Raw genomic sequence first — 22,074 nt, 5'->3', positions numbered from 1 at the left:
TTCGGCCCTTGCGGCCGATTTCCCTCCACACACGGAAATGCACGCCCATGGATTTGGCCCTCGCGGCCGATTTTATGGGGTGAGGAGGCCGTTTTCGGTGAGGGAGATGAACATGGTGGCGATCTGTTGGGGGGTGTAGCGGCCGGAAGGTTGGTACCAGTGGGAGAGCCAGTGGCACATTCCTAAGAGGCCGAAGGTGACGATTTTGGAGTCGAAGTCGGGTTTGAAGGCGTGGGCGGCGATGCCTTCTGTGATGATCTGTTCAAAGTAGCGTTCGTAGTCTTTTTCGCGCAGGGCGATTTCACGGGCGAAAGGTCCGGTGAGGTGGGCCTGCTCGCGGTAGAAGACAGTGACGGCCGGCGAGGCGTTGGCGGTGATGGCGATGTGGTGCTCGATGGCCTGCTGGAGCTTTTCGCGCGGCCTGAGGTCGGATTCGACGATGCGGCGCAGGGGCTCTTCGGCGATGTTGAGAACGGTCAGGTAGACGAGGCGCAGGATCTCCTCTTTGTTTTTGACGTGGTAGTAGAGAGCGACCTTGGTGACGCCCAGGGCATCAGCGATATCGTTCAAGCTGGTGGCGCCGAAGCCGCGCTGGGCGAAAAGCTCAGCCGCCGTCTCGACGATGGCCTTCTGCGTCAAGCGTGTTCGTTTACCGCCTTCGTTCTCGCTGTCTTTTCGACGAGTCTTTGGCTGGGAGATTGGATCGGGCTGATTCTGTTTCATAATGCCATGCTTCCCGTTGTTTTTTATCTGGTGTAGAGTATCTCTATTTTACCATAGAGTAGATTGCGCGGGGACAAGCATTGACTTTTAGCAGGACGTTAGATATATTTTTACCATGTGGTAAAAATGTTAGGAGGAGTTGGCGACATGGTCGAACACGCAACAGAGAAAAGGCAGACCGCATTTTTACAGCAGCAATCGATGAAGATGCTGATCGGGGGACAGTGGGTTGAGGCGGCCAGTGGCAAGACGTTTGATACGATCAATCCTTCCACCGGGCAGGTGCTGGCCAGGGTGGCCGAGGGCGAGGCTGAAGATATAGATCGGGCGGTCGCAGCGGCGCGACGGGCCTTTGAACAGGGAGCCTGGCCCAAAATGACGCCCGCCAAGCGCGCGCATCTTCTTTTGAAGCTGGCTGATTTAATTGAACGCAACGCCGAAGAGCTGGCAGAGCTGGAGACCCTGGACAATGGCAAGCCCATCAAGTATTCACGGGCGGCCGATGTGCCGCTGACCGTCGAGCACTTCCGCTATTTCGCGGGCTGGGCCACCAAAATCGAGGGCGAAACGATTCCAGTCTCGGTCCCCAATATGTTTACGTATACCCTACGCGAGCCGCTGGGAGTGGTGGGACAGATCATCCCCTGGAACTTCCCATTGCAGATGGCGGCCTGGAAGCTGGCGCCGGCCCTGGCCTGCGGCAATACCGTGGTCCTGAAACCGGCAGAACAGACCCCGCTGACGGCCCTGCGCCTCGGCGAGCTGATCTGCGAGGCGGGCTTCCCCGAGGGTGTAGTCAATATCGTACCCGGATTCGGCGAGACGGCCGGAGCGGCCCTGGCGGCCCATCCAGACGTCGATAAGATCGCCTTTACGGGCTCAACTGAGGTGGGCAAGAAGATCGTGCAGGCCAGTGCCGGCAATCTGAAAAAGGTGACGCTGGAACTGGGCGGCAAGTCACCCAACATTATTTTCCCCGATGCTGATCTGAAGTATGCCGTGCGTGGCGCCCTCAACGCCATCTTCTTCAACCAGGGACAGGTCTGCACCGCTGGTAGCCGCCTGTTTGTGCATAAGTCGGTCTATGATGAGGTGCTTGGCAACCTGACCACCATGAGTAGTAAAATGAAGCTAGGTCCCGGCATTGATCCTGGCACCGACATGGGTCCGGTGGTCTCTCAGCAGCAGTTGGAGCGCGTGACGAATTATATCGCCACAGGCAAGCAGGAAGGGGCGCGCGTCGCTACCGGCGGCAACCGGGCGGGTGACGAACTGGCGGAGGGCTACTTTGTACAGCCGACCGTCTTCGACGGGGTAGCGGACCAGATGACCATCGCGCGCGAAGAGATCTTTGGTCCGGTCGTGGTGGCCATGCCGTTTGAAGAGGCCGAAGAGATCGCAGCCCGCGCCAACCAGTCGGAATATGGATTGGCCGCCGGGGTCTGGACCAACGACATCAAGAAGGCGCACAAGATGGTCGCCGCCCTCAAGGCGGGTGTCATCTGGGTCAATACCTATAATCAGTTCGATGCCGCCGCTCCCTTTGGAGGCTATAAACAGAGTGGTTATGGTCGCGAAATGGGGCACGCGGTACTGGATGCCTATACACAGGTCAAAACAGCCTGGATCAATCTACGCTAACACAACGGTAATGTAAAGGTAAGAAGGGCCACCAGCTTCGGCGGTGGCAAGCGCTATTAAGGAGAATGATGACAATGGCAGTCACTATGATCGCGCTCTATAAGGAACCGGCGGACCGCGAGAAGTTCGAGCAGCATTACTTTGATACCCATATCCCCCTGGTCAAAAAGATACCGGGTCTGCAGAAGGTCGAGGTTAGCCGCTTCACCGGCAAGGATGCCCCCTACTATCTGATGGCAACCCTCTATTTTAACAGCAAAGAAGAGCGCAAGGCCGGCCTGAGCTCCCCCGAGGGGCAGGCGACCAACGCCGATCTCGTTAATTTCGCGACGCCAGACAGCGTCACGATCGCATTTACAGAGATTGTTTAACGATCTATTCTGAGTCTCAGCAAATCATACGTACATGGCAGTCTATGAAGTCAGACAGGCGCGGGCACATCCAACAGTAGCTATAGGAAACCTCTGTTTCAGGGGGAGTCAGAAGCTGGGGATGCGAACGCCGGCGCCTGCCGCAGCGGAGCGGCACCCTGACGATAATTACAAAGATGAGTAAGTGCGAGAAGAGACACATGACTAGTACACTTCATGAGCATGATATTCGGCCACCGGAGCCTATCAGCGTGTTGGCGCCCGATGGATCTCTGCAACCGGGGATGCATATCGAAGAGTCAGAGGAACTGCTGCTCGAGATGTATCGCTGGATGAGCTTTGGCCGCCTCTTTGATACGCGGTTGATTAATCTACAGCGGCAGGGACGGCTCTGCACCTACGCTCCGGTCGCGGGCCAGGAGGCGGCCCAGGTCGGAAGCACGCTGGCGCTTAAAAAGGATGATTGGTTGTTCGGCTCGTATCGCGATGGGCTGGCCTGCATTGTACATGGCCTGCCGGCCGAACACGTTCCCCTCTTCTTCCGTGGTCATCCCAAAGCCGGCCTGGTTCCTCCGGGCGTCAATGTATTTGGACAGCAGATCGGCATCGCCGAACAGATTCCACATGCCGTTGGCGTAGCCTGGGGTATGAAGCTGCGCCGGGCCAAGACGGCCGCCCTGACACTATTTGGCGACGGTGCTACCTCAGAGGGTGCGTTCCACGAAGGAATGAACTTCGCCGCCGTATTTAAGGCGCCGGTTGTATTGATCAGTCAGAATAATGGCTGGGCGATCTCGATCCCGCGCTCAAGGCAGACGGCCAGCGAGACTATCGCGCAGAAGGCTGTCGCCTATGGCATGCCCGGCAAGCTGGTTGACGGCAACGATGTGCTGGCCATGTACCGCGAAACGCGGGCGGCGCTTGAGCGGGCGCGCAACGGCGAAGGTCCGACCTTTATCGAGGCCGTCACCTACCGCTTTGGCCCCCACTCCACCGCCGATGATCCTCAGCGCTATCAGCCGGCCGGCGAGTTGACTGAGTGGAAGGATCAGCGCGATCCCATCACACGTCTGCGCGTCTGCCTGGAGCATCTAAATCTGTGGGATGCCGACAAGCAGGGGGCACTGGAAGAGGAGCTGCGTGAATATATCGCGCGCAGCGTCACCACCGCCCTGACCGAGCCTATTCCACCTCCTGAAAGCATGTTTGAGCAGGTCTACGCCCAGCCGACCCCCATTCTGGAGCAGCAACGACAGGAGATGCTGGAATCGCTCAGGCAATCGCAGAAAGGAGTCACCTTCCCATGACTCAGCGTAACCTGATTGAGGCCATTAACGATGCCCTGAATGTGGCCATGGGAGAGGATGAGCGGGTAATGGTGATGGGCGAAGATGTCGGGCGCAACGGCGGCGTCTTCCGCGCCACAGATGGACTGATCGAGCGCTATGGTGAGGAGCGCGTAGTGGATACCCCCCTGGCCGAGGCCGGCATCGTCGGGACCGCCATCGGATTGGCAACCTATGGTCTATTGCCGATCGCCGAGATTCAATTTCTGGGCTTCTCGATGCAATCCTTCGCCCAGCTGCTGCTGCAGGCGGCGCGCATCCGTGCCCGTTCGCGTGGACGCTTCACCTGTCCCCTGGTCGTGCGTGCCCCCTTCGGCGGTGGTGTGCGCGCCTTTGAACTGCACGGTGACGCCCTGGAGGCCCACTTCGTCCACGCTCCCGGTTTGAAGGTTGTGGCCCCGGCCACCCCTTACGACGCCAAAGGCATGCTGCTGGCGGCCATCAGCGATCCAGATCCGGTCGTCTTTCTTGAGCCCCTGCGCGGCTACCGTGCCGGACGCCAGGATGTGCCTGATGGACACTACACGGTCCCGCTGGGCAAGGCCACCATCGCGCGTGAAGGGACCGACATCACCATCGTCGCCTGGAGCGCCATGGTCGCCACCGCGCTGGAGGCGGCAGAACTATTGGCAGACGAAGGGATCTCGGCCGAGATCATCGATCTGCGCACCCTCGCGCCGCTCGATAGCGAGACCATTGTCCGCTCGGTCGAAAAGACGGGACGGGCCATTGTCGTGCACGAGGCGCCAAAGTCGGCCGGCGTGGGCGCGGAGATCGTCGCCACCATCAACGAGAAGGCGCTCTTCTGGCTAGAGGCCCCGGTCATGCGCATCACCGGCTACGACGTCGTCTCGCCCGTTATTTTAGAGGATTACCACGTGCCCAGCGCCACCCGCATTATCCAGGCAGCAAGAGCCTCGATGACGGTATAGCAGCGCCTGTCTGCCCAGCGTCGTTCGCGTGCTGGTCAACAACGGGCTCTTGAGGAGTGCATGTATGATAGTGCCATTTCATCTTCCAGATCTGGGGGAAGGGATCACTGAAGCAGAGATAGTCCAATGGCTCGTCAAGCCAGGGGACCAGGTGACACAGGACCAGGCCGTCGTGGCCGTGCAGACCGACAAGGCGGTCGTCGAACTACCCTCACCGGTAGCGGGCACGATCGTCGAACTGTCGGTCTCCGAGGGCGAAGTTGTAGCGGTCAAAACCGTCCTGCTGACCCTGGAGGAGGCAGAAGAGAAGCGGCCAGCCGCCCGAACGCTCCTGGTCTCCTCGGCGGCCAACGCGGTGACGCACCAGACCATCCTGCCCGCCATCAAGACCAACCTGAGCAATGGCGTGCATAAAGAGAGAGATGCGGCCCCGGCGGCATATCCGCGACGCGTGCTGGCGACGCCGGTGGCGCGGCGCATGGCGAAAGAGTTTGGCATCGACATTGCCACCATCAGCGGTACAGGCCATGCGGGCCGCGTGCGCACAGAGGATGTACAGCAGGCGATCGCGCATATGAACGCCCCGGCACAGCCAGCGATCGCACAGATCGCCACAACAGCAGCCCGGCAGACTGCAATGCCAGCAAAGACAAAGATCGAGGAAGAGCCACAGGAGGAGGAACGCATACCCCTGCGCGGCCTGCGACGGCGCATCGCCGAAAACATGGTACGCTCGGTCAGCACGATTCCCCAGGTCTCATCGCTGATCGAGGTCGACGCGACGGGCCTGGTCGCGCTGCGAAAAAGTCTGCTGCCACTGGCCGAGGCAGAGGGCATCAAGCTCTCGTATCTCCCCATGATCATCAAGGCCCTCGTGCAGACACTGCAGCAATATCCAATGATCAACGCGACCATCGATGAGGGGACGCAGGAGATCGTGCTCAAGCACTACTATCACATCGGCATCGCCACCGCCACCAGCGACGGCCTGCTGGTACCTGTGCTGCGCCACGCGGACCAACTGACGCTGCTGGAGATCGCCCGCGAGATCACACGCCTGGCCGATAGCGGGCGCGAGCAGAAGCTGAAGCTGGAGGAGCTACGCGGCAGCACCTTCACTATCAGCAACTACGGCACCGTCGGCGGCTTCTTCACCACGCCGATCATCAATCCCGGTGAAGCTGGCATCCTGGGCCTGGGGCGCATCACCAAACGTCCCTGGGTCGTGGACGATCACATCGAGGTACGGCCGGTACTGCCGCTGTCGTTTACCGCCGACCATCGCCTGATCGACGGCGAGCTGGCTATGCGTTTCCTGAACACCCTGATCGAACTGCTCGAGCAGCCGCAGCGCCTGCTGCTGCACATGCGCTAGTCCGCCCACAGGCAGAGAGAAGGGGAGCGATGCTGCCGATACCACCCGATCAGCAGACAGTGTTTGAGATCACGGTAACAGACGAGATGACGGTCCAGTTCGAGGAACTGGGCGCCGTCCATCCCGTCTACGCCACCTACTGGATGACGAAGCACATGGAGCTGGTAGGACGCAAGCTGCTGCTGCCGTTTCTGGAGAGGGATGAAGAAGCGATTGGGCACGAGGTAAGCGTACTTCACATCGCTTCTGCTCTGCCCGGCATGCGCGTGCGGTTCATAGCCGATCAGGCCAGAGCCGAAAAGAACCGCGTCTACATCCATTGCCAGATCTACACTGAGCTGTCTGACCTGATCGGTGAGGGCCAGACCACGCAGGTGGTGCTGCCGCGCCACAAGATTGACGACAACTTCCAGCAGTTGCAGACGCGCTGGCAGCAATTCAAGCACTCCAACGTGTCCCATTCCAACGACCTCAAACGTGTCAAATGATAATATCGCCCATCCATTGGTTCATCCTTCGCTGGGAAAGATGTCACCTTTGGGTGGAACGTGCGCGCCCGGGTACGGGCCGCTTCGCGGCAAGCGCCCGCAAGGGGAGCACCTACGATTGGCATTCCTTTTGGAGCCTTCGCTTCCGTGCTCGTTTTTAATTCGGCAGCGAAAACGTATCCATGAAAGGTAATTTCCACGATGGTACGTCAGCAGGATACAGCAACAAATGAGACGCATATTGTTATTATCGGGGCTGGCTTTGGAGGACTGCAGGCGGCGCTGGCTTTGGGGAAGAAGCTGCCGGATGTGCAACTGACGGTAATCGATCGCACCAACCACCATCTCTTCCAGCCTTTGCTCTACCAGGTGGCGACGGCGGCGCTCTCGCCCGCCGATATCAGCACGCCGATCCGTCATGTTCTGCGTGAGCAGAAGAACACCGTGGTCATCATGTCCGAAGTCACGGGCATCGACGTAGCGCAGAAGCGCGTCCTGATGCGGGACGGCAGCATCAGCTACGATTATTTAATTATCGCCACCGGCGCCCATGAAAACTACTTCGGACATACAGAGGAGTGGCAGCCACTGGCACCCGGCTTAAAAAACCTGGACAATGCGCGGGAGATACGCCGCAAGCTGCTGCTGGCATTCGAGCAGGCGGAGGTCGAAACTGATCCTGAGCGCGTCCAGAAGTTGTTGACCTTCGCGGTCGTTGGCGCGGGCCCAACCGGGGTTGAGCTGGCTGGTGCCATCGCCGAACTGGCCTACAAGTCGCTGCTTCCCGAGTTTCGCCACATCGATCCCGCCAGGATTCATATTCTTTTGATTGAGGCCATGCCGCAGATCCTCGGTTCCTTTCCGCGCTCGCTGTCGAAAAAAGCCCGTCATGAGCTCCAAAAGCTGGGGGTAGATCTACGGCTCAGCACGCCAGTGGAAGAGATTACGACCGATGGGGTTATCGCCGGAGGTGAATGGATCCCCGCCAACACCATAATCTGGACGGCGGGCGTGCAGGCCTCGGCGGCGGGCCAATGGCTGGGTGCCGAGACCGATCGGGCCGGGCGCATCAAGGTGTTATCCGACCTGACGGTACCGGGACATGCAGAGATATTTGTACTGGGGGATACGGCCACCCTCATGCAGGATGGGAAGCCGCTGCCGGGCATCGCGCCGGTAGCCATGCAGCAGGGACGATATGTGGCGTCAGTCATCGAGCGGCGGCTCGCCAACAAACAGTCAGGAGCCCCGTTCCACTACCGCAACAAAGGTTATATGGCAACGGTGGGGCGCGCCTTCGCGGTCGCGTACATAGGCAAGGTCCGCTTCTCCGGCTTCCTGGCCTGGATACTCTGGCTGCTCGTGCATATCATCTACCTGATCGGCTACGAAAATCGCCTGATCGTACTGATGCAGTGGAGCTGGTCCTACCTGCGTTTCCAGCGCCACGCCAGGATCATCAGCCGCCCTGAGCGCCACGAATAAAAAATACAAAAAAGAGAGGTGCCTTTGCGGCACCTCCATAGGCGTCAAGTTAAGCCCCAATACTCCCCATCAAGAAGCTGATGGGAAGTGCTGGGGCGCGTTGTTCGTGCTGGGATAGAAGCACTAGCAGCCAGGGCCTCGTGAATGAGTTGCAAGACGTACTCCAAAGGGAGCCGCCCTCGGAGTCCTTGAAGGAAGAGGGAGACCTGATCACGCAACAGATCTGCCGAGAGCATCCAACTGCGATGAGGATCATCCCAACAACTCTCCATGAGGACCCAATGTTGTACCAGCATGGCAAGAAGCTTTGCATAGAACTCACATAAGATCTGCTGCGGATTGGCACTGCTCCATTGATCCACCTGTCCATGGCTTTTCCAGAGTTTGAAGAGTAACTCCACCTGCCATCGCGCTCGATACAGAAGCAGAACTTCCTGTGCTTGCAGCACTGTCGCCGGAATCGTGGTCACGAGCAGATTCCAGGGAGCCAGAGCGAGCGCTTCAGCTGAGGGAGTGTGTCCCTGGTTTTTGGCCTTTTCTACCAAATGCGCTCGTCGTTGCTCTGCGACCTCGGGAGCCACGGGCAACGCCACCAAACGAGCCGGTAACCACAAAGCCGGGATGGAACCAAGACGAACGGACAGATCAATGACCTTTCCCGTTTGCTGGCTCAGATACCTCGCTAAGGGCAAACGTTTCCCATCAGGGGTCGAGACCGCCAGATCGCCACGCGGACGAATGACAAAAAAGATGCCTCTCTGGGCCAACTGACGCAGATAGCGTAAGCTGTAATAGGCTGCATCGGCCACCCACACGCCTCCGACCGGAAGGGCAAGGGCGTGCACAGGATTGTGCGTTTCATGGCTTTTGCCATCTTGCAACAGCGGTCCCCGCAATTGCCCCGAACGCAGATCCCAGCGTACCCCAAGCTTGACCGAAGAGGCCGAGCCACTGCCTCCACATCCCTTCCACAGGAATGCCAGCGCATCTGGCAATTGTACACTAGAGGCATCTTCCAAAATGACGGCGGGGAAGCGCGCTAGGAGTCCTTGCGTCAGAGGAGCAACCAGGATCAGTGTTGAGACTGCCTGTTCCAACACACTGCGAAGCCAGGAAGCTGTTTGAAAGCTCAATCGCCCCACAATAGCTTGTTTACTGACGCTGACGCCGGCGGTGTGAGCAAAGCGTGCCAGTTGACTCGGACCAGCCAGTGGATGCTGAAACCATCCCAGGACCAGCACGAGGAGGAGATTTGTGGCAGAAAAACAGCGCTGCCGCTTGATGACTTTTTGCTCTTTCGCCAAGCGAGTAGCATCTTCAAAAAAGAGGGTCCGCAACGCTTGGCTCAGTGATGCTATACTTTCCATAAGAAAACTCCTGTGGGTGATGTGTGTTTCACAACCTTCATCGTCTCACAGGAGTATTTTTTGCCTAGCTCGACTTTTTCTGCTTAACTTGACGCCTATGGAGGTGCCTTTGCGGCACCTCTCTTTTTGTATACACAAAGCTCTTAATGGATGTCGAGCTTTACATCTTCACCGGCCGGCTTTTCGCCATGCGAGGCCAGGCCTTTGGTGATGATAGACAGAAAGCCCATCTTGCCGGATGGCGCATCCCAGTACTCGGCGCTATTTACGTGGACCTTCAGCAGCGCGATATCGGGATCGTCTTCACCATTGGGAAACCAGGTCTTATAGATTGGGTTCCAGAGGTCCTTGATCTTCTGGCGATCCCGCACGAGCTGCGCGGTCCCGGTAACCGAGACATACAGATTATCGCCCGGCTTGCTGTAACTCAGGTTGACCTGCTGATGCTGCTGCACCTCTGTAACTTTGTGCGAGCTGGCGTAGGTCATAAACCAGAGATCCCCGTCAAATTCTAACGCCTTGAAGTCCTGGCTCGCCATGGGGCGACTGTGCAGTGTCCCATCGGGATCAACGGTCGTCATCATCGCCATGCGGATATCTTTGATTTTATCGCTAAGGAGTTTCTTATCGCTTTTATCTTCAGTATGTGAGCTCATAGAATGCCCTCCAAGCTATTTCAACAAAAAATGTTTTTGGTTCTTTTTGACTTATTGGATATATCTGGTATACGCAACAGCAAGATGCCGGGATACAATATGAAACCTTTTTTAACGCCGGCCCAGGTAAGCCTCAGGCAGGGCTGGACCAGATGTTGAGGACGCTGGCCTCCTGGTCATCCAGGGTGGCTAGCTCATTTTTGCCGGGCGACCAGGCGGCCAGGAGTTGTCCCGGCGCTGACAGTGAGGGATGCGCGGTGTGGGCGAAACCGATTAACAGCCGCTTCTCGCTGGAGGCCAGCGTGATATGGCCCTGGCGCGAGATGGTGAGCAGGCGTGGCAGGGCGGGCAGCCTCTCCCAATGGACGGCCTCGCTTTGCGTTTGTACATCCCAGCCCAGCACGCGACGATCCTGGGTCGCCACGGCCAGCAGCGAGCCATCGCTTGACCACGTCAGGCATTGAATTTTCTGGCCCAGGTTGGCCACCTGCCAGGCGAGCTGCTTACCACCTACCGGCCGGCAAACCACTTCGCCGTGGCTAGACCCACTGGCCAGGAGCGTGCCATCGGGCGACCAGAACAGAGTACCCGCGTTATCGCAGCGCATCCCTCCGGTCGAGATATGCTGGGGCGCCAGGGGACGCGACTGCCGCAGGCGTTCGCGCGGGAGATGGTAGATCCAGATCGTGGTATCGAGCCAGAGCGCCAGTTGCTCCTGCCGGGACCAATCCATGCCCAGCGGCGTGCTGACGGTCAGCTGCAGTGCGTAGGGTAATGAAGCGGCCTGATCCACATCCCAGAAACAGACCTGGCGATCACCGGCCACCGCCAGTACCCGGCTATCGGCTGACCAGCTCACCACGCTGGCACGCCCCGCGTTGAGGGTCGTCACCACTTGCAGATCATGACCCGGCCGGTAGATATAGATAGCGCCATAGAGCACGCAGGCCAGGGCCGCGCCATCGGGGGACCAGCTCAGCGCCTTGGGACGCGCAGGGAGCGGCACACGTAGCGGTCCCCGCACCGGTAATGGCGCGAGCAGCATTCCATCGGGGCGATCTGGCGCGATCGCTTTGGGAGGCTTGATCGGCAACGGCTCGTCCAGCACACGCTGATCCTGGCTATCGGATGCGTCGAAGGCGGGCGAGAAACGCGGGCCGGGAACGATGGGGACTGGATCCGGCTCGGTCTTATCCTCACCATAGGCAGAGATAGCATGGCGCAACGCTTCGGCGAACGCCAGCACGGTCGGGAAACGGCGCTCAGGATTCTTCTCCAGGGCGCGCAGAAAGACATTATCTATCTGCTCCGACCGCAGCCTTTCGGGCAGCAGGGCGCTGGGAGGTTGTGGAGGGGTATACAGGTGGGCCTCCAGATAGTATTGGCGATCCTGCTCATCGACCTGAACCGGGAACTGACCGGTCAGCAGCACGCAGGCCATCACGGCCAGGGCATATTGATCGGAGGCACAGTGAACGTGCTGCTCAATCTGTTCCGGAGCCATAAACGCCGGGGTGCCCACCACCTCGCTAGCCATTTCAAAGGATTGGTGCTTGTAGCGCGAGATGCCGAAGTCAAAGAGATAGAGAAAGACGGCACGCTCGGCCGTGTTGACTGAACGATAGAGAAAGTTTCCCGGCTTGATATCCTCGTGCACGATCTGCGGCTGGTGGCAGTGCAGATACCACAGGCAGTTCGCCGCCTGCATGACAGTATCCGCCACCTGGCGCAACGACCAGAACTGCCACGGGGGGCGCCGATTCATCAACGTGGCCAATGAGCCCTCAGGGATATAGGGCGACACCAGGTAGGGTACGTTGTGGCGCTTATAGAGCATATGACCGGAGTCCAGCAGCGGCAGGATCTGTGGATGGTCCAGGTCCTGCAGGATGGCGATCTCGCGCGCGAAGCGCTCGGCCGTTTTCTGGTTGCGGTAGGGATCGCCCTCGTAGACCTTCATAATTTTGACGACGACCTGGCGGGCCTCCTGCTGGTCGTAGGCCAGCCAGACTTCGCTCATGTGCCCGCTTGGCAGCGTGCGCTGCAAGGAGTAGCGCTCAGCGCCCATTTTTTATTTCTCCCTGTTCATAGGAATATGGGCGTTCTATTCGTGATGTGATTGTGCATCGGGTGCGCTGAGCGCACCTGATGCACAATCACATCACGAATAGAACGCTCTAACTTAGCGGAGGCGTTGGGATTGGCTGCCGCTGCTGCCGCTGGTTGGTCCTTTGGGGAGCTGGCGCTGGATGGCCTGGTGGCGCTGCGCGAGGTCGTTCTTTTCCTCTTCGACCTCTTCCAGCTCGTGGCGCAGGCGGTTGCGCTCTTTGGTTAGTTGATCAACCGTGGATTTGAGGCTTTCTTTTTCGCGCTGTATCTTCTTGAGCTCATCTTCATGCTCTCCTTGCTTGTCGTTGAACTTCTCCAGGTCCTCTTCGAGGTCGCTGATGCGCTTCTGCTGCTCGGCCATTTTCATGGTCGAGGCCAGCAACTCTTTTTTGAAGGTGTCGCGCTGGTGCTCGATATCTTGCTGCAGCTTGAAGAGCTGCGGCTCGTAGCGCCAGCCCAACAAGACGTTGGCGACCTCGCGCAGGGCGCCTTCATCCGACTTATTTTCGCGTAGTTCCTGGAGCTTGCCTACGTCCCATTGTCCACTGACGAGCAGGCCGCCCAGGGCGCGCAGGGCGACCGCCAACTCTTCGGGATATGGGGAACCGGGGCGACGATTGGCGATCCCATATCGATCGATGTTGTAGACATAATCCTTGACGTCTTCGGGCGCGATGGTCATGCTGAGCACAGAGGCTACCTCGGCGCGCAGGGCGGCCGGTGAGTCGCCGTCGTCGAACACATCGAGCAGCAGGTGCTGCGTTTTGGGGCCGAGCAACAGGAACAGATAGGCCAGTTGGCGGGTCTGCTGGGGATTATCGATCAGCGCCTGCACCAGGTGATCGATAATAGCCTGCTCGCCCAGCAATAGCAGCAAGGCCATCACGCGCAGGTTGGTCTCTTGAATGGTGCTGGTCTGGACGAACTCGATCAGTTCGGGCACCATTACGTGTTCCTCATAGGGTAGCCGGGCCTCTTCATGGATGCGTGCCAGCAGCAGCGAGACAGCCATGGAGATGTCATCGCGATTATCGCTGACCAGCAGGGTGACCAATTCGTCCTTAATCACCTCGGGGGGCATGCCACGGAACACCGCCATGGCCGCTTCGCGCCTGGCCGGATTATTGCGATCGCTCTGGGCGGTCCAGATAAAGGAAAGGGCCGGCACACCGATCTCGCTGAGGATAAACTGGGCCGAGCGGGCTACAGCTGCATCAGGATTGATGATCAGGTCTCCCACCCGCGTGACGGACGGGGCACCATTACGGATCAGGGCGATCTCCGCTCCCTGGCGACGATCATCATTAAAGAGCGCGCGCACCAGTTGGTCAAGCACCTCGTCATGGCGCGCCGGCTTGCGGGCCAGGCGCACAAAGGCCTCGGCCACATCCTCAATCAGACGCGCATCCTCCAGGCCATCTAACAGGGCGGGCATACTGATATCCGCCATCTTCTCGGTCAGCAGATCCAGCAGCGTCTCACGAGCATATGGCGGCAGCGTTGGATGGAAGAGCCGCAGCACCTCAAGCAAGGCACGCTGCTGCTCCTGGCCCTGACGCTGGCGCACCAGAGAAATGATCACGCGCTGGGCCGCCTCGCGGGCGGCGTTCCGCTGATCGTTCAAGCCATTCACCAGGGGACGGAGCACGGGCAGGCCATAACGCGGCAGCAGATCAGCCACCAGGGGACCACGCTCGTGCTCGCCAAGCAGGCTGACCAGGGGTGGTATCGCCTCCTGAGGATACTTCAGCAGCAGGGCGCTGACCACGTTGCGCCTGGACGGCTGATATAACCCATCCAGCAGGGCGGGCACAACGGTCTGACCGGGCATCTGCTCCAGCGCCATATGCACATATTCACGCACCGACTCATCGCGATGCAGCAGGTTCTCCACCAGGATAGGCGCGGCATCCTTCCCCTTATCGCGCAGGACCAGCACCACCTGCTCGGCCTGGGCAACGCTGCGCCGCTGCTCTAGCACATCGATCAACTGCTCACCGGGGAATGGCTCCATCATCATCAACGCTCGGCGCACACGCGGGGTGGCGACCGTCTCATTAGTGGTATCCAGCGCCTCAACCAGGCCGGGGAAAGCTACCAGGCCCAGCTGGCTCAAGGCCTGGATGGCCGCCTCATAGACCATCGTGTTGCTCACAGAGAGCAGCTTCAGCAGTGGCGTCACCACGCGTACATCCGAGAACTGGCAGAGGGCGCGAATAATAGCAATAGTCACCAGCTGATCCAGTCGGGGCTGATTGAGCAGTTGAATCAGCGCGGGAACAGCGCGCGCGTCGCGCAGATGCTCCAGGATCTGAACCAGAAAGCGCGTACGTCCCGAGACGGCGGTTGAGAGGGCCTCGATGATAGGGTCAACCGCGGGCTCACCGATCGATTCCAGGATAGTCGAGGCGCGATCGGCGATCACATCGTCGGCATCGGTCAGGATGCGTTCAATCAGACCCGGAATACTCTCGGGGGCATAGACCTGCAGGGCATGCGCCACCTGCTGCCGCACAGACTGCTGCGGGTCCGCCAGCAGGCGCAGCAGAGGATCGAGCGCGCGGAAGTCACGCGCCTCACTCAAAATCTGCACCACGCGTACACGCACCACATCGGATGGATTGTTCAGGCGCTCGATCAGGCGCGGGACGGCGGGGGAGCCAATCTCCTGCAATGCCAGGATCATGTTCTGAACCGCACGGGTGTCCTGGGATGACAGGAGGGCGAGCAGCGCGTCGATCGCCTTCTCCCAGCGCCGCTCACGGGCGCCATCGGGCAGCGATCCGCTCTTCCCCTGCTTGACGATAAATTCGCGCGCCACCTGCTGTGTCTCCGGCTCGGCCTGGTACTGCGACGACAGCATGGGCACCACATGCTCAATGATATGCTGATATTGCACCAGCGTCACCTGGTAGCGCGCCCCATCCTGATCATCCAAAAAGCGATCAAGGATCGTCAGCAACGCCTGGTGGACGCGCGGCTGGAAGGGTCCGGGATTGCGGTTCTCTAATTCCAGTAAGGCGCGGTTTAAAATGAGTTGCGGACCCAGGCGGATCAACGCGTTGGTGGCGCGCTGGGCGATAAACAGGTCACTATCGCGCAGACGCTCGATCAGCGGCTCAACCGCGCCGCTCTCATTGGTCCAGCCCAGCGTATTGACGGCCGCAGAGCGCAGGCGCAGCGAGCGATCAGGAGCCGGGAGGCTCAGCTCGGCCGCCCGTGGCACCACCTGCTCGCCAAAGCGGCCCAGCACACGTACGATGCGCTTCACCTGCTGCTCGTAAGCCATATCATCCACGGCATCCTGCAATTGGGCAAAGAGCAGGTTCGGCACCACATTGCGATCCAGCAGAGTCAACAGATCATCGATGCCATCGGTCGTAATCAGCGGCAGCAGGGAACGGTAGACCTCCTGTCCCCCCTCTTCAGCGCACTGGGTAAAGATCAGAGCCAACTCTTCGCGCGCGGCCTTATTGCGTACAGCCACCGCGAGGGACTCCTCGATGCCCGCGGGCAGCACCACGCGGTGCTGGATCTCCGCCTGCGGCGGCGTCCACAACACACCGACACAGATCAGCCCCAGCGTCAGGGCTTGCAACACATAGGCTTTATTGCTGACGCCCAGCAGACCAAAACACTCGGCCAGTTCCAGGGGATTATCCAGCAGGCCAGCCCAGATGGCGACCGGCTCGCTCCAGCGGCCAACATCTTCCAGCAGATCTTCGCGAATCTGCAACGGTGGGAGAGGGCGGGGAGCGCAGGCGGCGAAATATTCAGCCACCAGGTACTCGGCGATCAACTCATGGCGGAAACTCAACACACCGTCCGAGCTGATCTCGATCAGGCCGGCCCTCTGGGCAAACTGGATCAACTGCGAAAGGTCATCGTAGGCATCAAACTGGGGCCGCTCGCCGGTCGTAAAGGGTCCCTGCGCGGGATGCTCATCCAACCAGAATCTGAGCTCATCGCGTACCTCATCAAAGTTGTGGGATGCATGAGAGCTTCCTAGCTGAGTAAGGGAGAGTTGGATAGCGTTGCGATCCTGGGCCCAGCGGGCCGCGCAGGCCACTTCGCTCAGGAAACGCACCACGTCCTGCGCGGCTGGCGCGCCACTACCCCACTTCTCAATCTCCTGCTCCAGCAGTTGCTGCACCGACTCACGCAACAGGCGTCCGCGCGTATCCACCTGCTTGCCACGATCCACACCGATCTTATCGATAATACCCATCAGGGTAAATAGCATCATCGGATTGGTGCAGTGGTAGCGCAGACGGCTACGATCAATCACGGTCATAATCTGGTCGGCGCTATGTTGCCACGGCACATCTGACTGCTCGATATAGCGGGCGACGAACTCCTCCACCTGCTCTGGCAAGAGAGGATAGACCAGCACGCGGGCCGCGTGTCCCTCCTCAACCAGGCGCGAAAACTCAACCTGCTCGCGATAGTCCACCTCACGGCAGGTCATGACCAGGCGATTCTGATCCTGGCTCATCACCTCGGCCAATTCATGGCTCACCTGAGTCAGGTAGTTGCTATCCACCTCATTGAGACCATCGCACAACAAGAGGAGCCGTCCCTGCGTAAACAACGCGGGCAGATAAGGACGGAGAAAACGCATCCCAGGTAGATCGCTTTGCGTAATGTAAGAAAGCAGTGAAGCAGGGGGAGTATCGGCGCGCTCATCCTCCACGTCTGCGGGAGGAGATACATCCAGTTGCTGCTGCTTCAAAAACAGACTGTAATTTTTCATCGGCACATAGACGGGAATCTTGCCCCGGCTCAAGGCCAGACCCATCGTCTTCTGAGTCGAGATATACTGATAGACGCGCAGGGCCATCGTTTTACCGGCACCGGGCACGCCCAGGATCAGCAGATGCGAACGCTGATTCTCAACCAGGTGCAAAATGGAGACCTGCTCATCGCGCTGCACCGCGCCGTCTTGATCCTGAGCCCGGCTCAGATCGCTCGTCTGGCGTATATTCGCCAGGGCCGTCAGAGGCGTGTATAAATCATGGTACTTTTTCTGGGATTCATGCGCCGCGCGCAGATAACGGATAATAGCCAGCGGTCGTGCCAATAACAGGACCAGCCCGGTAAATATACACAATTCAAGGAGAGCAATAATAAGAATAAAAGGTAGTTCAGCCAACAAATGGAAAGGAAAGAGTATCCCAAAAACAAGAAGTAGGGTCACCAGGCAGGTGATGCCCAGCCCGATCAGAAAGCAGAGAAGCACACGACGAGGTGCGAGAGAGGTATGCCGTCCTCCGCTTGTGCCCAGGGAAATAGTATTTTGTATTTGTTTCATTTATGATACCCCGGATCTCTTTTTATATGCATAACAAAAACAGTATATCGCAGACGATCCATCCCAACAAGCAATAGGATGAAAGGGCACACTCCTCCTCGCCGCCGAAGGCGGTGAGGAGGAGAAGAGGAGCCTGGGAGCACAGACCCCAGACCCCGTAGGTGCTGGGCTTGCCCCAGCTTAGGGCCCCCGGCATGCTCGCTTGCATCCCTGCTGAAACACAAAGGATGTGTTGGGGCACTCGGGCATCCGCCTTCGGCGGCCACACTCGTTCTGTGTGTTGGTGCGATCAAGGCGCGCATGCGCGCCTTGATCGCACCAACACACAGGAAGGTTTATCCCGGGAGTGCAGAACGGGGTGATCACCCCGTTCTGCACTCCCGGGATAAACAACTGGCCTTTTGGTGTGATATGTGCTTTACTTTTAGGGGTTGGTGCAACTTTATGGATGATTATATCTTTAGAGCTCATCATGTAGGGCGTACAATATTATAGGCTCTTACGAGTTTTTCTGCCATTTTTATACGACAATCTGTATAATGCTTTTCTTTAAGGGGGTCTTGTATGGAGCCAGATGCTCCCTTGGCAGCGCAGAAACATAGCTCTTCGGCCGATCAAAGCGGCGAACTAGCTGAGACGACGCAACTAGCTGACGCGCAATCCCATATCGAAGCCACCCATACCTCGCATCCATCAACCGACACGTCACAACAACATACTACTATTGACGCAGAAAAAGATGTAAATTCAGCCAATATTGATGAATATAACACATCACAATCTTCAATATCACTACATGGATTAGTGGGCACAGCGGGCAGATTGAAGCATTCTGATCGGCTAAAGATAGCCGGTATTATGTGCTTGCTGGCATTGCTGGTCTGGCGGGCAACTGATCTTGGTCAGCCACAATTCATCGGAGCACAGGGCTGGGCCAGTGTACTCTATCCATCCGAAACCACCAGTACGACAGCGCAGGACTCGCGAGATATTCTCACGGGGCTGAACCACCGCGCCATCCATCAGCCACATGCGACGGCGCAGGCGCCCCTGACGCCGGAGGCCTATATCGATCTCATTACCAGCAAGTTATCACTGGATCAGAAGCTGGGCCAGATGATGATGGTGCAATTTGTGGGCGCGAACTACAGCCAGCAGCTCTCCACCATGCTCAGCCAATACCAGGTCGGATCGGTACTACTCTTTTCCGCCAACGGCAACATCATCGACAAAAATCAATTCAAGTCCTTGACGCAAGAGATCCATAGTAGTGCAACCGATCTACCGGTCAGCATGGCCATAGACCAGGAGGGAGGGACCGTTGATCGCCTGCAGCAACTGGACGGACCGCGTCCTTCGGCCGCCACGCTGGGCGCCAGCAACAATCCACAGACGGTTCACGCAGCCGGACAACAGGATGCGCAGGACCTCGCGTCCTACGGGATCACGCTCAATCTGGCTCCGGTAGTAGATGTCGACAGCTCGAACTACTCCGAGCTACATCAAGACATGCGCACCTTTGGAACCACGCCCCAGGTAGTCTCGCGCATGGCGGAGGCCTATTTAGAGGGTTTACAGCAGAGCCACCAGGTTGTAGGCACGCTCAAACACTTTCCCGGCCTTGGTGATGCAACGGTCGATCCGCACGTGGGACTGCCGAGTATTCAACGCTCAAAAAGCGAGCTGGAAACGATCGACTGGGCGCCCTATCGCACCATGATTCAGCGGGGACAGGTACACGCCATCATGGTCACCCATGAAATCGTACCCGCGATTGATCCCAGCCAACCCTCGTCCCTCTCATCGAAACTGATCACGGGCATCCTGCGCGACGAAATGGGCTTTCAGGGGGTGATCATGACGGATAGCCTGACCATGGCGGGCATCACCGCCTACTACACCCCTGACCAGGCGGCGGTCCTGGCTATCGAGGCTGGATCGGATATCATCATGGGCGCGTCGAGTCCCAATGATGTAGCACAGATGATCAATGGCATCAAGCAGGCGCTGAACAAAGGAGAGATCCCACAGTCACGCATCGATGCGTCCGTACGGCGCATCTTATTGATGAAGTATCAAATGGGCCTGTTGCCCATTCCTGGCAGCAAATAGAAAGGACGCCAATGCTTCACCTTCGTCTCTTACAACAGAAAGCCCTGAATTACCGCAACCTGAACTATCGCAACCTGAATTACCGCCAGGTGGGGCTCTACACCACGGTGGGACTGGAGACGCTGCTGGTCGCCAGCGCCCTGGTCCCCGCACAGCTATGGACACGGCTGATCCCACTTTCCGCCAACGCGGCCCTCAACGGTCCTTATCCCGCCAGCATCGCGCCGATGATTACGCTCTTGCTCTATCTGCTGCCAACCGTAATCGGCTTTAGCTGCCAGCGCTGGCAGAAGGCGCTGCTCCTGGCCACCCTACCGGCCTGGCTGGGCCTGGGTATCTTCCTGGTGGCCGCGACATTTAAAGTTGGCGCCTTTTATGTGGTATCAAGCGACCATATTACAGCCAACGTCAGCCTGCTGGAACTCTTCGCGGGGCTAGGAGCAATTGGCTGGTTAGCAAGGTTTTTGTTTAAAATGAGATAAAATAGTAATCTCTGAAAGCGTATTTACATGGAAATAAACCGCGATGATACAACAGCCATCTGATAAAGCGTCGCAGGGAGATAGCGAAGCCCGGCGATTATTGAAGCGCGCCCCTAATAGTTATGTAATTAACCAGATCTATAGCCTCTGGTTCTTTCTCTCTTCCTTTCTCTTTACTGTGCTGATTACACGCGCGGTCACCACCGGCGAGTACGGCGTCTATGCTATTATCCAGACCACGATTAATACCATTATCTATATAGTGGCGCTGGGCATCGAAGACGCCACCGTAACGTTTGTGCCGCGACTGCTGTCAGAGTTTGGATCCGGAGTGGCCAGTCAGCTAGCCCGCTATCTGCTGGCAATACGCCTGCTCATTCTCTTTATGACGATCGCCTTGATTCTTTTTGGCTTCCCACTGCTGGCCACGGGTATCGCGCTGATACCTATCCCTGGCAGCGCGACCGTCGCCAGCACATTGCAGAGTCCGCTCTTGAGCCGATTTAGCATCCCGATCGCGCTCTATGTCTTTGGCACCGGCATCAGCAATCTCTTCAGCGCCCTGTGCGCGGCCCGCATGCGCATGCACATTGTACTGGTCATTGGCAGCATCACGCAGGGGGCACTGCTGCTGGCGGGATTTATCTTGCTCACGCTGGGCTGGGGTATAGATGGTATCCTCTGGCTGCAGGCGCTGGTGGCGCTGCTGAACGCGCTGGCCTTTGTCTGCTGGCTAGCGCCGTTTCTGCTCAAGGGGGCCCCGCATCACAGGCTACCCCTGAAGAACATCTGGCAGATCGGCATTTCGGCCTGGCTCACTAATCTGGCCACCGGCGCGCTCTTCAAGCAGATCTCAATCATCCTGCTGGGCGTCTTCCTGATTTCGGTAGAGAACATCGGCTACTTCAACCTCTCATTCCAGCTGGCGGATGCCGCCAACCTGCTGCTGGTCTCAGGCCTGACGGGCGTAGGTGGCTCGGCGCTGGCGGCGGCCTTTACCGGCCACAACCACCAGAGATTCGGGCAGACCTGGCAGGCGCTGATCAAGGTTGAGACGCTGCTGGCCGCACCGGTGCTAGTCTTCTGTCTCTTTAACGCGGCCAACATCACCAACGTCCTCTACGGCAGCAAGTATGATCCGGTCTGGCCCCTGCTGACCATCTTCTTATTTTTTAACCTGCTGGTGCGCCTGCTCGGCACAACCATCCACCAGTCTGGCCTCTACGTGCTCGGCAAACCCAGGCAGGTCGTAGCCAGCCAGTGGCTGGGCCTCCTGATAGTCATCGGCGTTGGCATCCTCTGCATTCCCATCTTCGGGGCGGCAGGCGCGCTAATCGCGGACGGGGTGGCCAAAACGGTGGCGGGGATTCTGCTACTGATATGGATCGCGCCACAGATCCCATCCGGGCAGCGGCGCGAAGTCCTGGTCTTCACCGGTCGCTTTATGCTGGCCCTGATACTGGCGGCGCTCCCCTGCCTGCTCTGGCATCCCAAAGATCGCATCCTGTTGGGCATCTCGGGCTGCCTGTTTATTATTTTATGTCTGGGGCTGCTCTGGTGGATCAAACCACTGACCCAACCGGATATCGAATTGCTTAAAGGAATGAATCCACGCCTGGCCGGCTATCTCAGGTATTTCAGCCGTGCCAGCAAGGATATAGGGCCGGGCAGATAGG

The 22,074-nt window shown here is 58.4% G+C and carries 15 protein-coding genes; 10 read left to right on the top strand and 5 right to left on the bottom strand.

All coding sequences use genetic code 11. The annotated features are described in order from the left end of the window. Nucleotides 1–72 precede the first annotated feature (72 nt). Complete coding sequence (locus tag AABA21_RS31680; protein ID WP_338256407.1) at nt 73–723, bottom strand: TetR-type transcription factor C-terminal domain-containing protein; 651 nt, start codon at nt 721–723, stop codon at nt 73–75. A gap of 147 nt (nt 724–870) precedes the next feature. On the opposite strand from AABA21_RS31680, the gene AABA21_RS31675 reads away from it, so the two are divergent. The 7 genes from AABA21_RS31675 to AABA21_RS31645 all read left to right on the top strand — a co-directional run bounded on the left by AABA21_RS31675 (nt 871) and on the right by AABA21_RS31645 (nt 8,361). Beyond that, nucleotides 871–2,364, top strand: coding sequence for an aldehyde dehydrogenase family protein (locus AABA21_RS31675; RefSeq protein WP_338256405.1), 1,494 nt, complete (start codon nt 871–873; stop codon nt 2,362–2,364). A gap of 74 nt (nt 2,365–2,438) precedes the next feature. Continuing rightward, entirely contained in the window at nt 2,439–2,735 is a 297-nt protein-coding gene (locus tag AABA21_RS31670; protein WP_338256403.1) for an EthD family reductase, read from the top strand. A 200-nt stretch (nt 2,736–2,935) separates the two neighbouring features. Next, nucleotides 2,936–4,042 (top strand): pyruvate dehydrogenase (acetyl-transferring) E1 component subunit alpha, encoded by a 1,107-nt coding sequence (gene pdhA, locus AABA21_RS31665; protein ID WP_338256401.1) that lies wholly within the window; start codon nt 2,936–2,938, stop codon nt 4,040–4,042. After that, on the top strand, nt 4,039–5,013 hold the full coding sequence (locus AABA21_RS31660) for an alpha-ketoacid dehydrogenase subunit beta (RefSeq protein ID WP_338256399.1): 975 nt from the start codon (nt 4,039–4,041) through the stop codon (nt 5,011–5,013). Before pdhA ends, AABA21_RS31660 begins: the two co-directional genes overlap by 4 nt. 64 nt (nt 5,014–5,077) lie before the next feature. Then, nucleotides 5,078–6,388 (top strand): dihydrolipoamide acetyltransferase family protein, encoded by a 1,311-nt coding sequence (locus AABA21_RS31655; protein ID WP_338256397.1) that lies wholly within the window; start codon nt 5,078–5,080, stop codon nt 6,386–6,388. 29 nt (nt 6,389–6,417) lie between these two features. After that, nucleotides 6,418–6,876: a thioesterase family protein gene (locus AABA21_RS31650; protein ID WP_338256396.1), complete on the top strand. Its 459-nt coding sequence runs from the start codon at nt 6,418–6,420 to the stop codon at nt 6,874–6,876. 201 nt (nt 6,877–7,077) lie between these two features. Beyond that, complete coding sequence (locus AABA21_RS31645; RefSeq protein WP_338256395.1) at nt 7,078–8,361, top strand: NAD(P)/FAD-dependent oxidoreductase; 1,284 nt, start codon at nt 7,078–7,080, stop codon at nt 8,359–8,361. Nucleotides 8,362–8,405: 44 nt separating this feature from the next. Here AABA21_RS31645 and AABA21_RS31640 read toward each other — a convergent pair whose 3' ends face one another. The 4 genes from AABA21_RS31640 to AABA21_RS31625 form a co-directional block, all read right to left on the bottom strand. After that, nucleotides 8,406–9,728 (bottom strand): IS4 family transposase, encoded by a 1,323-nt coding sequence (locus AABA21_RS31640; protein WP_338256394.1) that lies wholly within the window; start codon nt 9,726–9,728, stop codon nt 8,406–8,408. 143 nt (nt 9,729–9,871) lie between these two features. Next, on the bottom strand, nt 9,872–10,384 hold the full coding sequence (locus AABA21_RS31635) for a pyridoxamine 5'-phosphate oxidase family protein (RefSeq protein WP_338256392.1): 513 nt from the start codon (nt 10,382–10,384) through the stop codon (nt 9,872–9,874). A 133-nt stretch (nt 10,385–10,517) separates the two neighbouring features. Further along, nucleotides 10,518–12,452: a protein kinase domain-containing protein gene (locus tag AABA21_RS31630; protein WP_338256391.1), complete on the bottom strand. Its 1,935-nt coding sequence runs from the start codon at nt 12,450–12,452 to the stop codon at nt 10,518–10,520. 114 nt (nt 12,453–12,566) lie between these two features. Beyond that, nucleotides 12,567–17,804, bottom strand: a complete 5,238-nt coding sequence (locus tag AABA21_RS31625) for a HEAT repeat domain-containing protein (RefSeq protein ID WP_338256388.1) — start codon at nt 17,802–17,804, stop codon at nt 12,567–12,569. A gap of 564 nt (nt 17,805–18,368) precedes the next feature. On the opposite strand from AABA21_RS31625, the gene AABA21_RS31620 reads away from it, so the two are divergent. The 3 genes from AABA21_RS31620 to AABA21_RS31610 are packed head-to-tail and all read left to right on the top strand — an operon-like array spanning nt 18,369 to nt 22,073. After that, complete coding sequence (locus AABA21_RS31620) at nt 18,369–19,916, top strand: glycoside hydrolase family 3 protein (RefSeq protein WP_338256387.1); 1,548 nt, start codon at nt 18,369–18,371, stop codon at nt 19,914–19,916. 11 nt (nt 19,917–19,927) lie between these two features. Beyond that, entirely contained in the window at nt 19,928–20,398 is a 471-nt protein-coding gene (locus AABA21_RS31615; protein WP_338256384.1) for a hypothetical protein, read from the top strand. Between the two features lie 43 nt (nt 20,399–20,441). Next, entirely contained in the window at nt 20,442–22,073 is a 1,632-nt protein-coding gene (locus AABA21_RS31610; protein ID WP_338256382.1) for a lipopolysaccharide biosynthesis protein, read from the top strand. Nucleotide 22,074: the final 1 nt, after the last annotated feature.

This window comes from Dictyobacter halimunensis (assembly GCF_036245075.1).
Note: the sequence above shows the minus strand (reverse complement) of the source record. Positions and strands in the feature narration are given on the sequence as shown.

Coding starts and splice junctions, on each gene's coding strand:
- AABA21_RS31680 (WP_338256407.1), bottom strand. CDS start 723: ATGAAACAGAATCAGCCCGATCCAATCTCCCAGCCAAAGACTCGTCGA.
- AABA21_RS31675 (WP_338256405.1), top strand. CDS start 871: ATGGTCGAACACGCAACAGAGAAAAGGCAGACCGCATTTTTACAGCAG.
- AABA21_RS31670 (WP_338256403.1), top strand. CDS start 2,439: ATGGCAGTCACTATGATCGCGCTCTATAAGGAACCGGCGGACCGCGAG.
- pdhA (WP_338256401.1), top strand. CDS start 2,936: ATGACTAGTACACTTCATGAGCATGATATTCGGCCACCGGAGCCTATC.
- AABA21_RS31660 (WP_338256399.1), top strand. CDS start 4,039: ATGACTCAGCGTAACCTGATTGAGGCCATTAACGATGCCCTGAATGTG.
- AABA21_RS31655 (WP_338256397.1), top strand. CDS start 5,078: ATGATAGTGCCATTTCATCTTCCAGATCTGGGGGAAGGGATCACTGAA.
- AABA21_RS31650 (WP_338256396.1), top strand. CDS start 6,418: ATGCTGCCGATACCACCCGATCAGCAGACAGTGTTTGAGATCACGGTA.
- AABA21_RS31645 (WP_338256395.1), top strand. CDS start 7,078: ATGGTACGTCAGCAGGATACAGCAACAAATGAGACGCATATTGTTATT.
- AABA21_RS31640 (WP_338256394.1), bottom strand. CDS start 9,728: ATGGAAAGTATAGCATCACTGAGCCAAGCGTTGCGGACCCTCTTTTTT.
- AABA21_RS31635 (WP_338256392.1), bottom strand. CDS start 10,384: ATGAGCTCACATACTGAAGATAAAAGCGATAAGAAACTCCTTAGCGAT.
- AABA21_RS31630 (WP_338256391.1), bottom strand. CDS start 12,452: ATGGGCGCTGAGCGCTACTCCTTGCAGCGCACGCTGCCAAGCGGGCAC.
- AABA21_RS31625 (WP_338256388.1), bottom strand. CDS start 17,804: ATGAAACAAATACAAAATACTATTTCCCTGGGCACAAGCGGAGGACGG.
- AABA21_RS31620 (WP_338256387.1), top strand. CDS start 18,369: ATGGAGCCAGATGCTCCCTTGGCAGCGCAGAAACATAGCTCTTCGGCC.
- AABA21_RS31615 (WP_338256384.1), top strand. CDS start 19,928: ATGCTTCACCTTCGTCTCTTACAACAGAAAGCCCTGAATTACCGCAAC.
- AABA21_RS31610 (WP_338256382.1), top strand. CDS start 20,442: ATGATACAACAGCCATCTGATAAAGCGTCGCAGGGAGATAGCGAAGCC.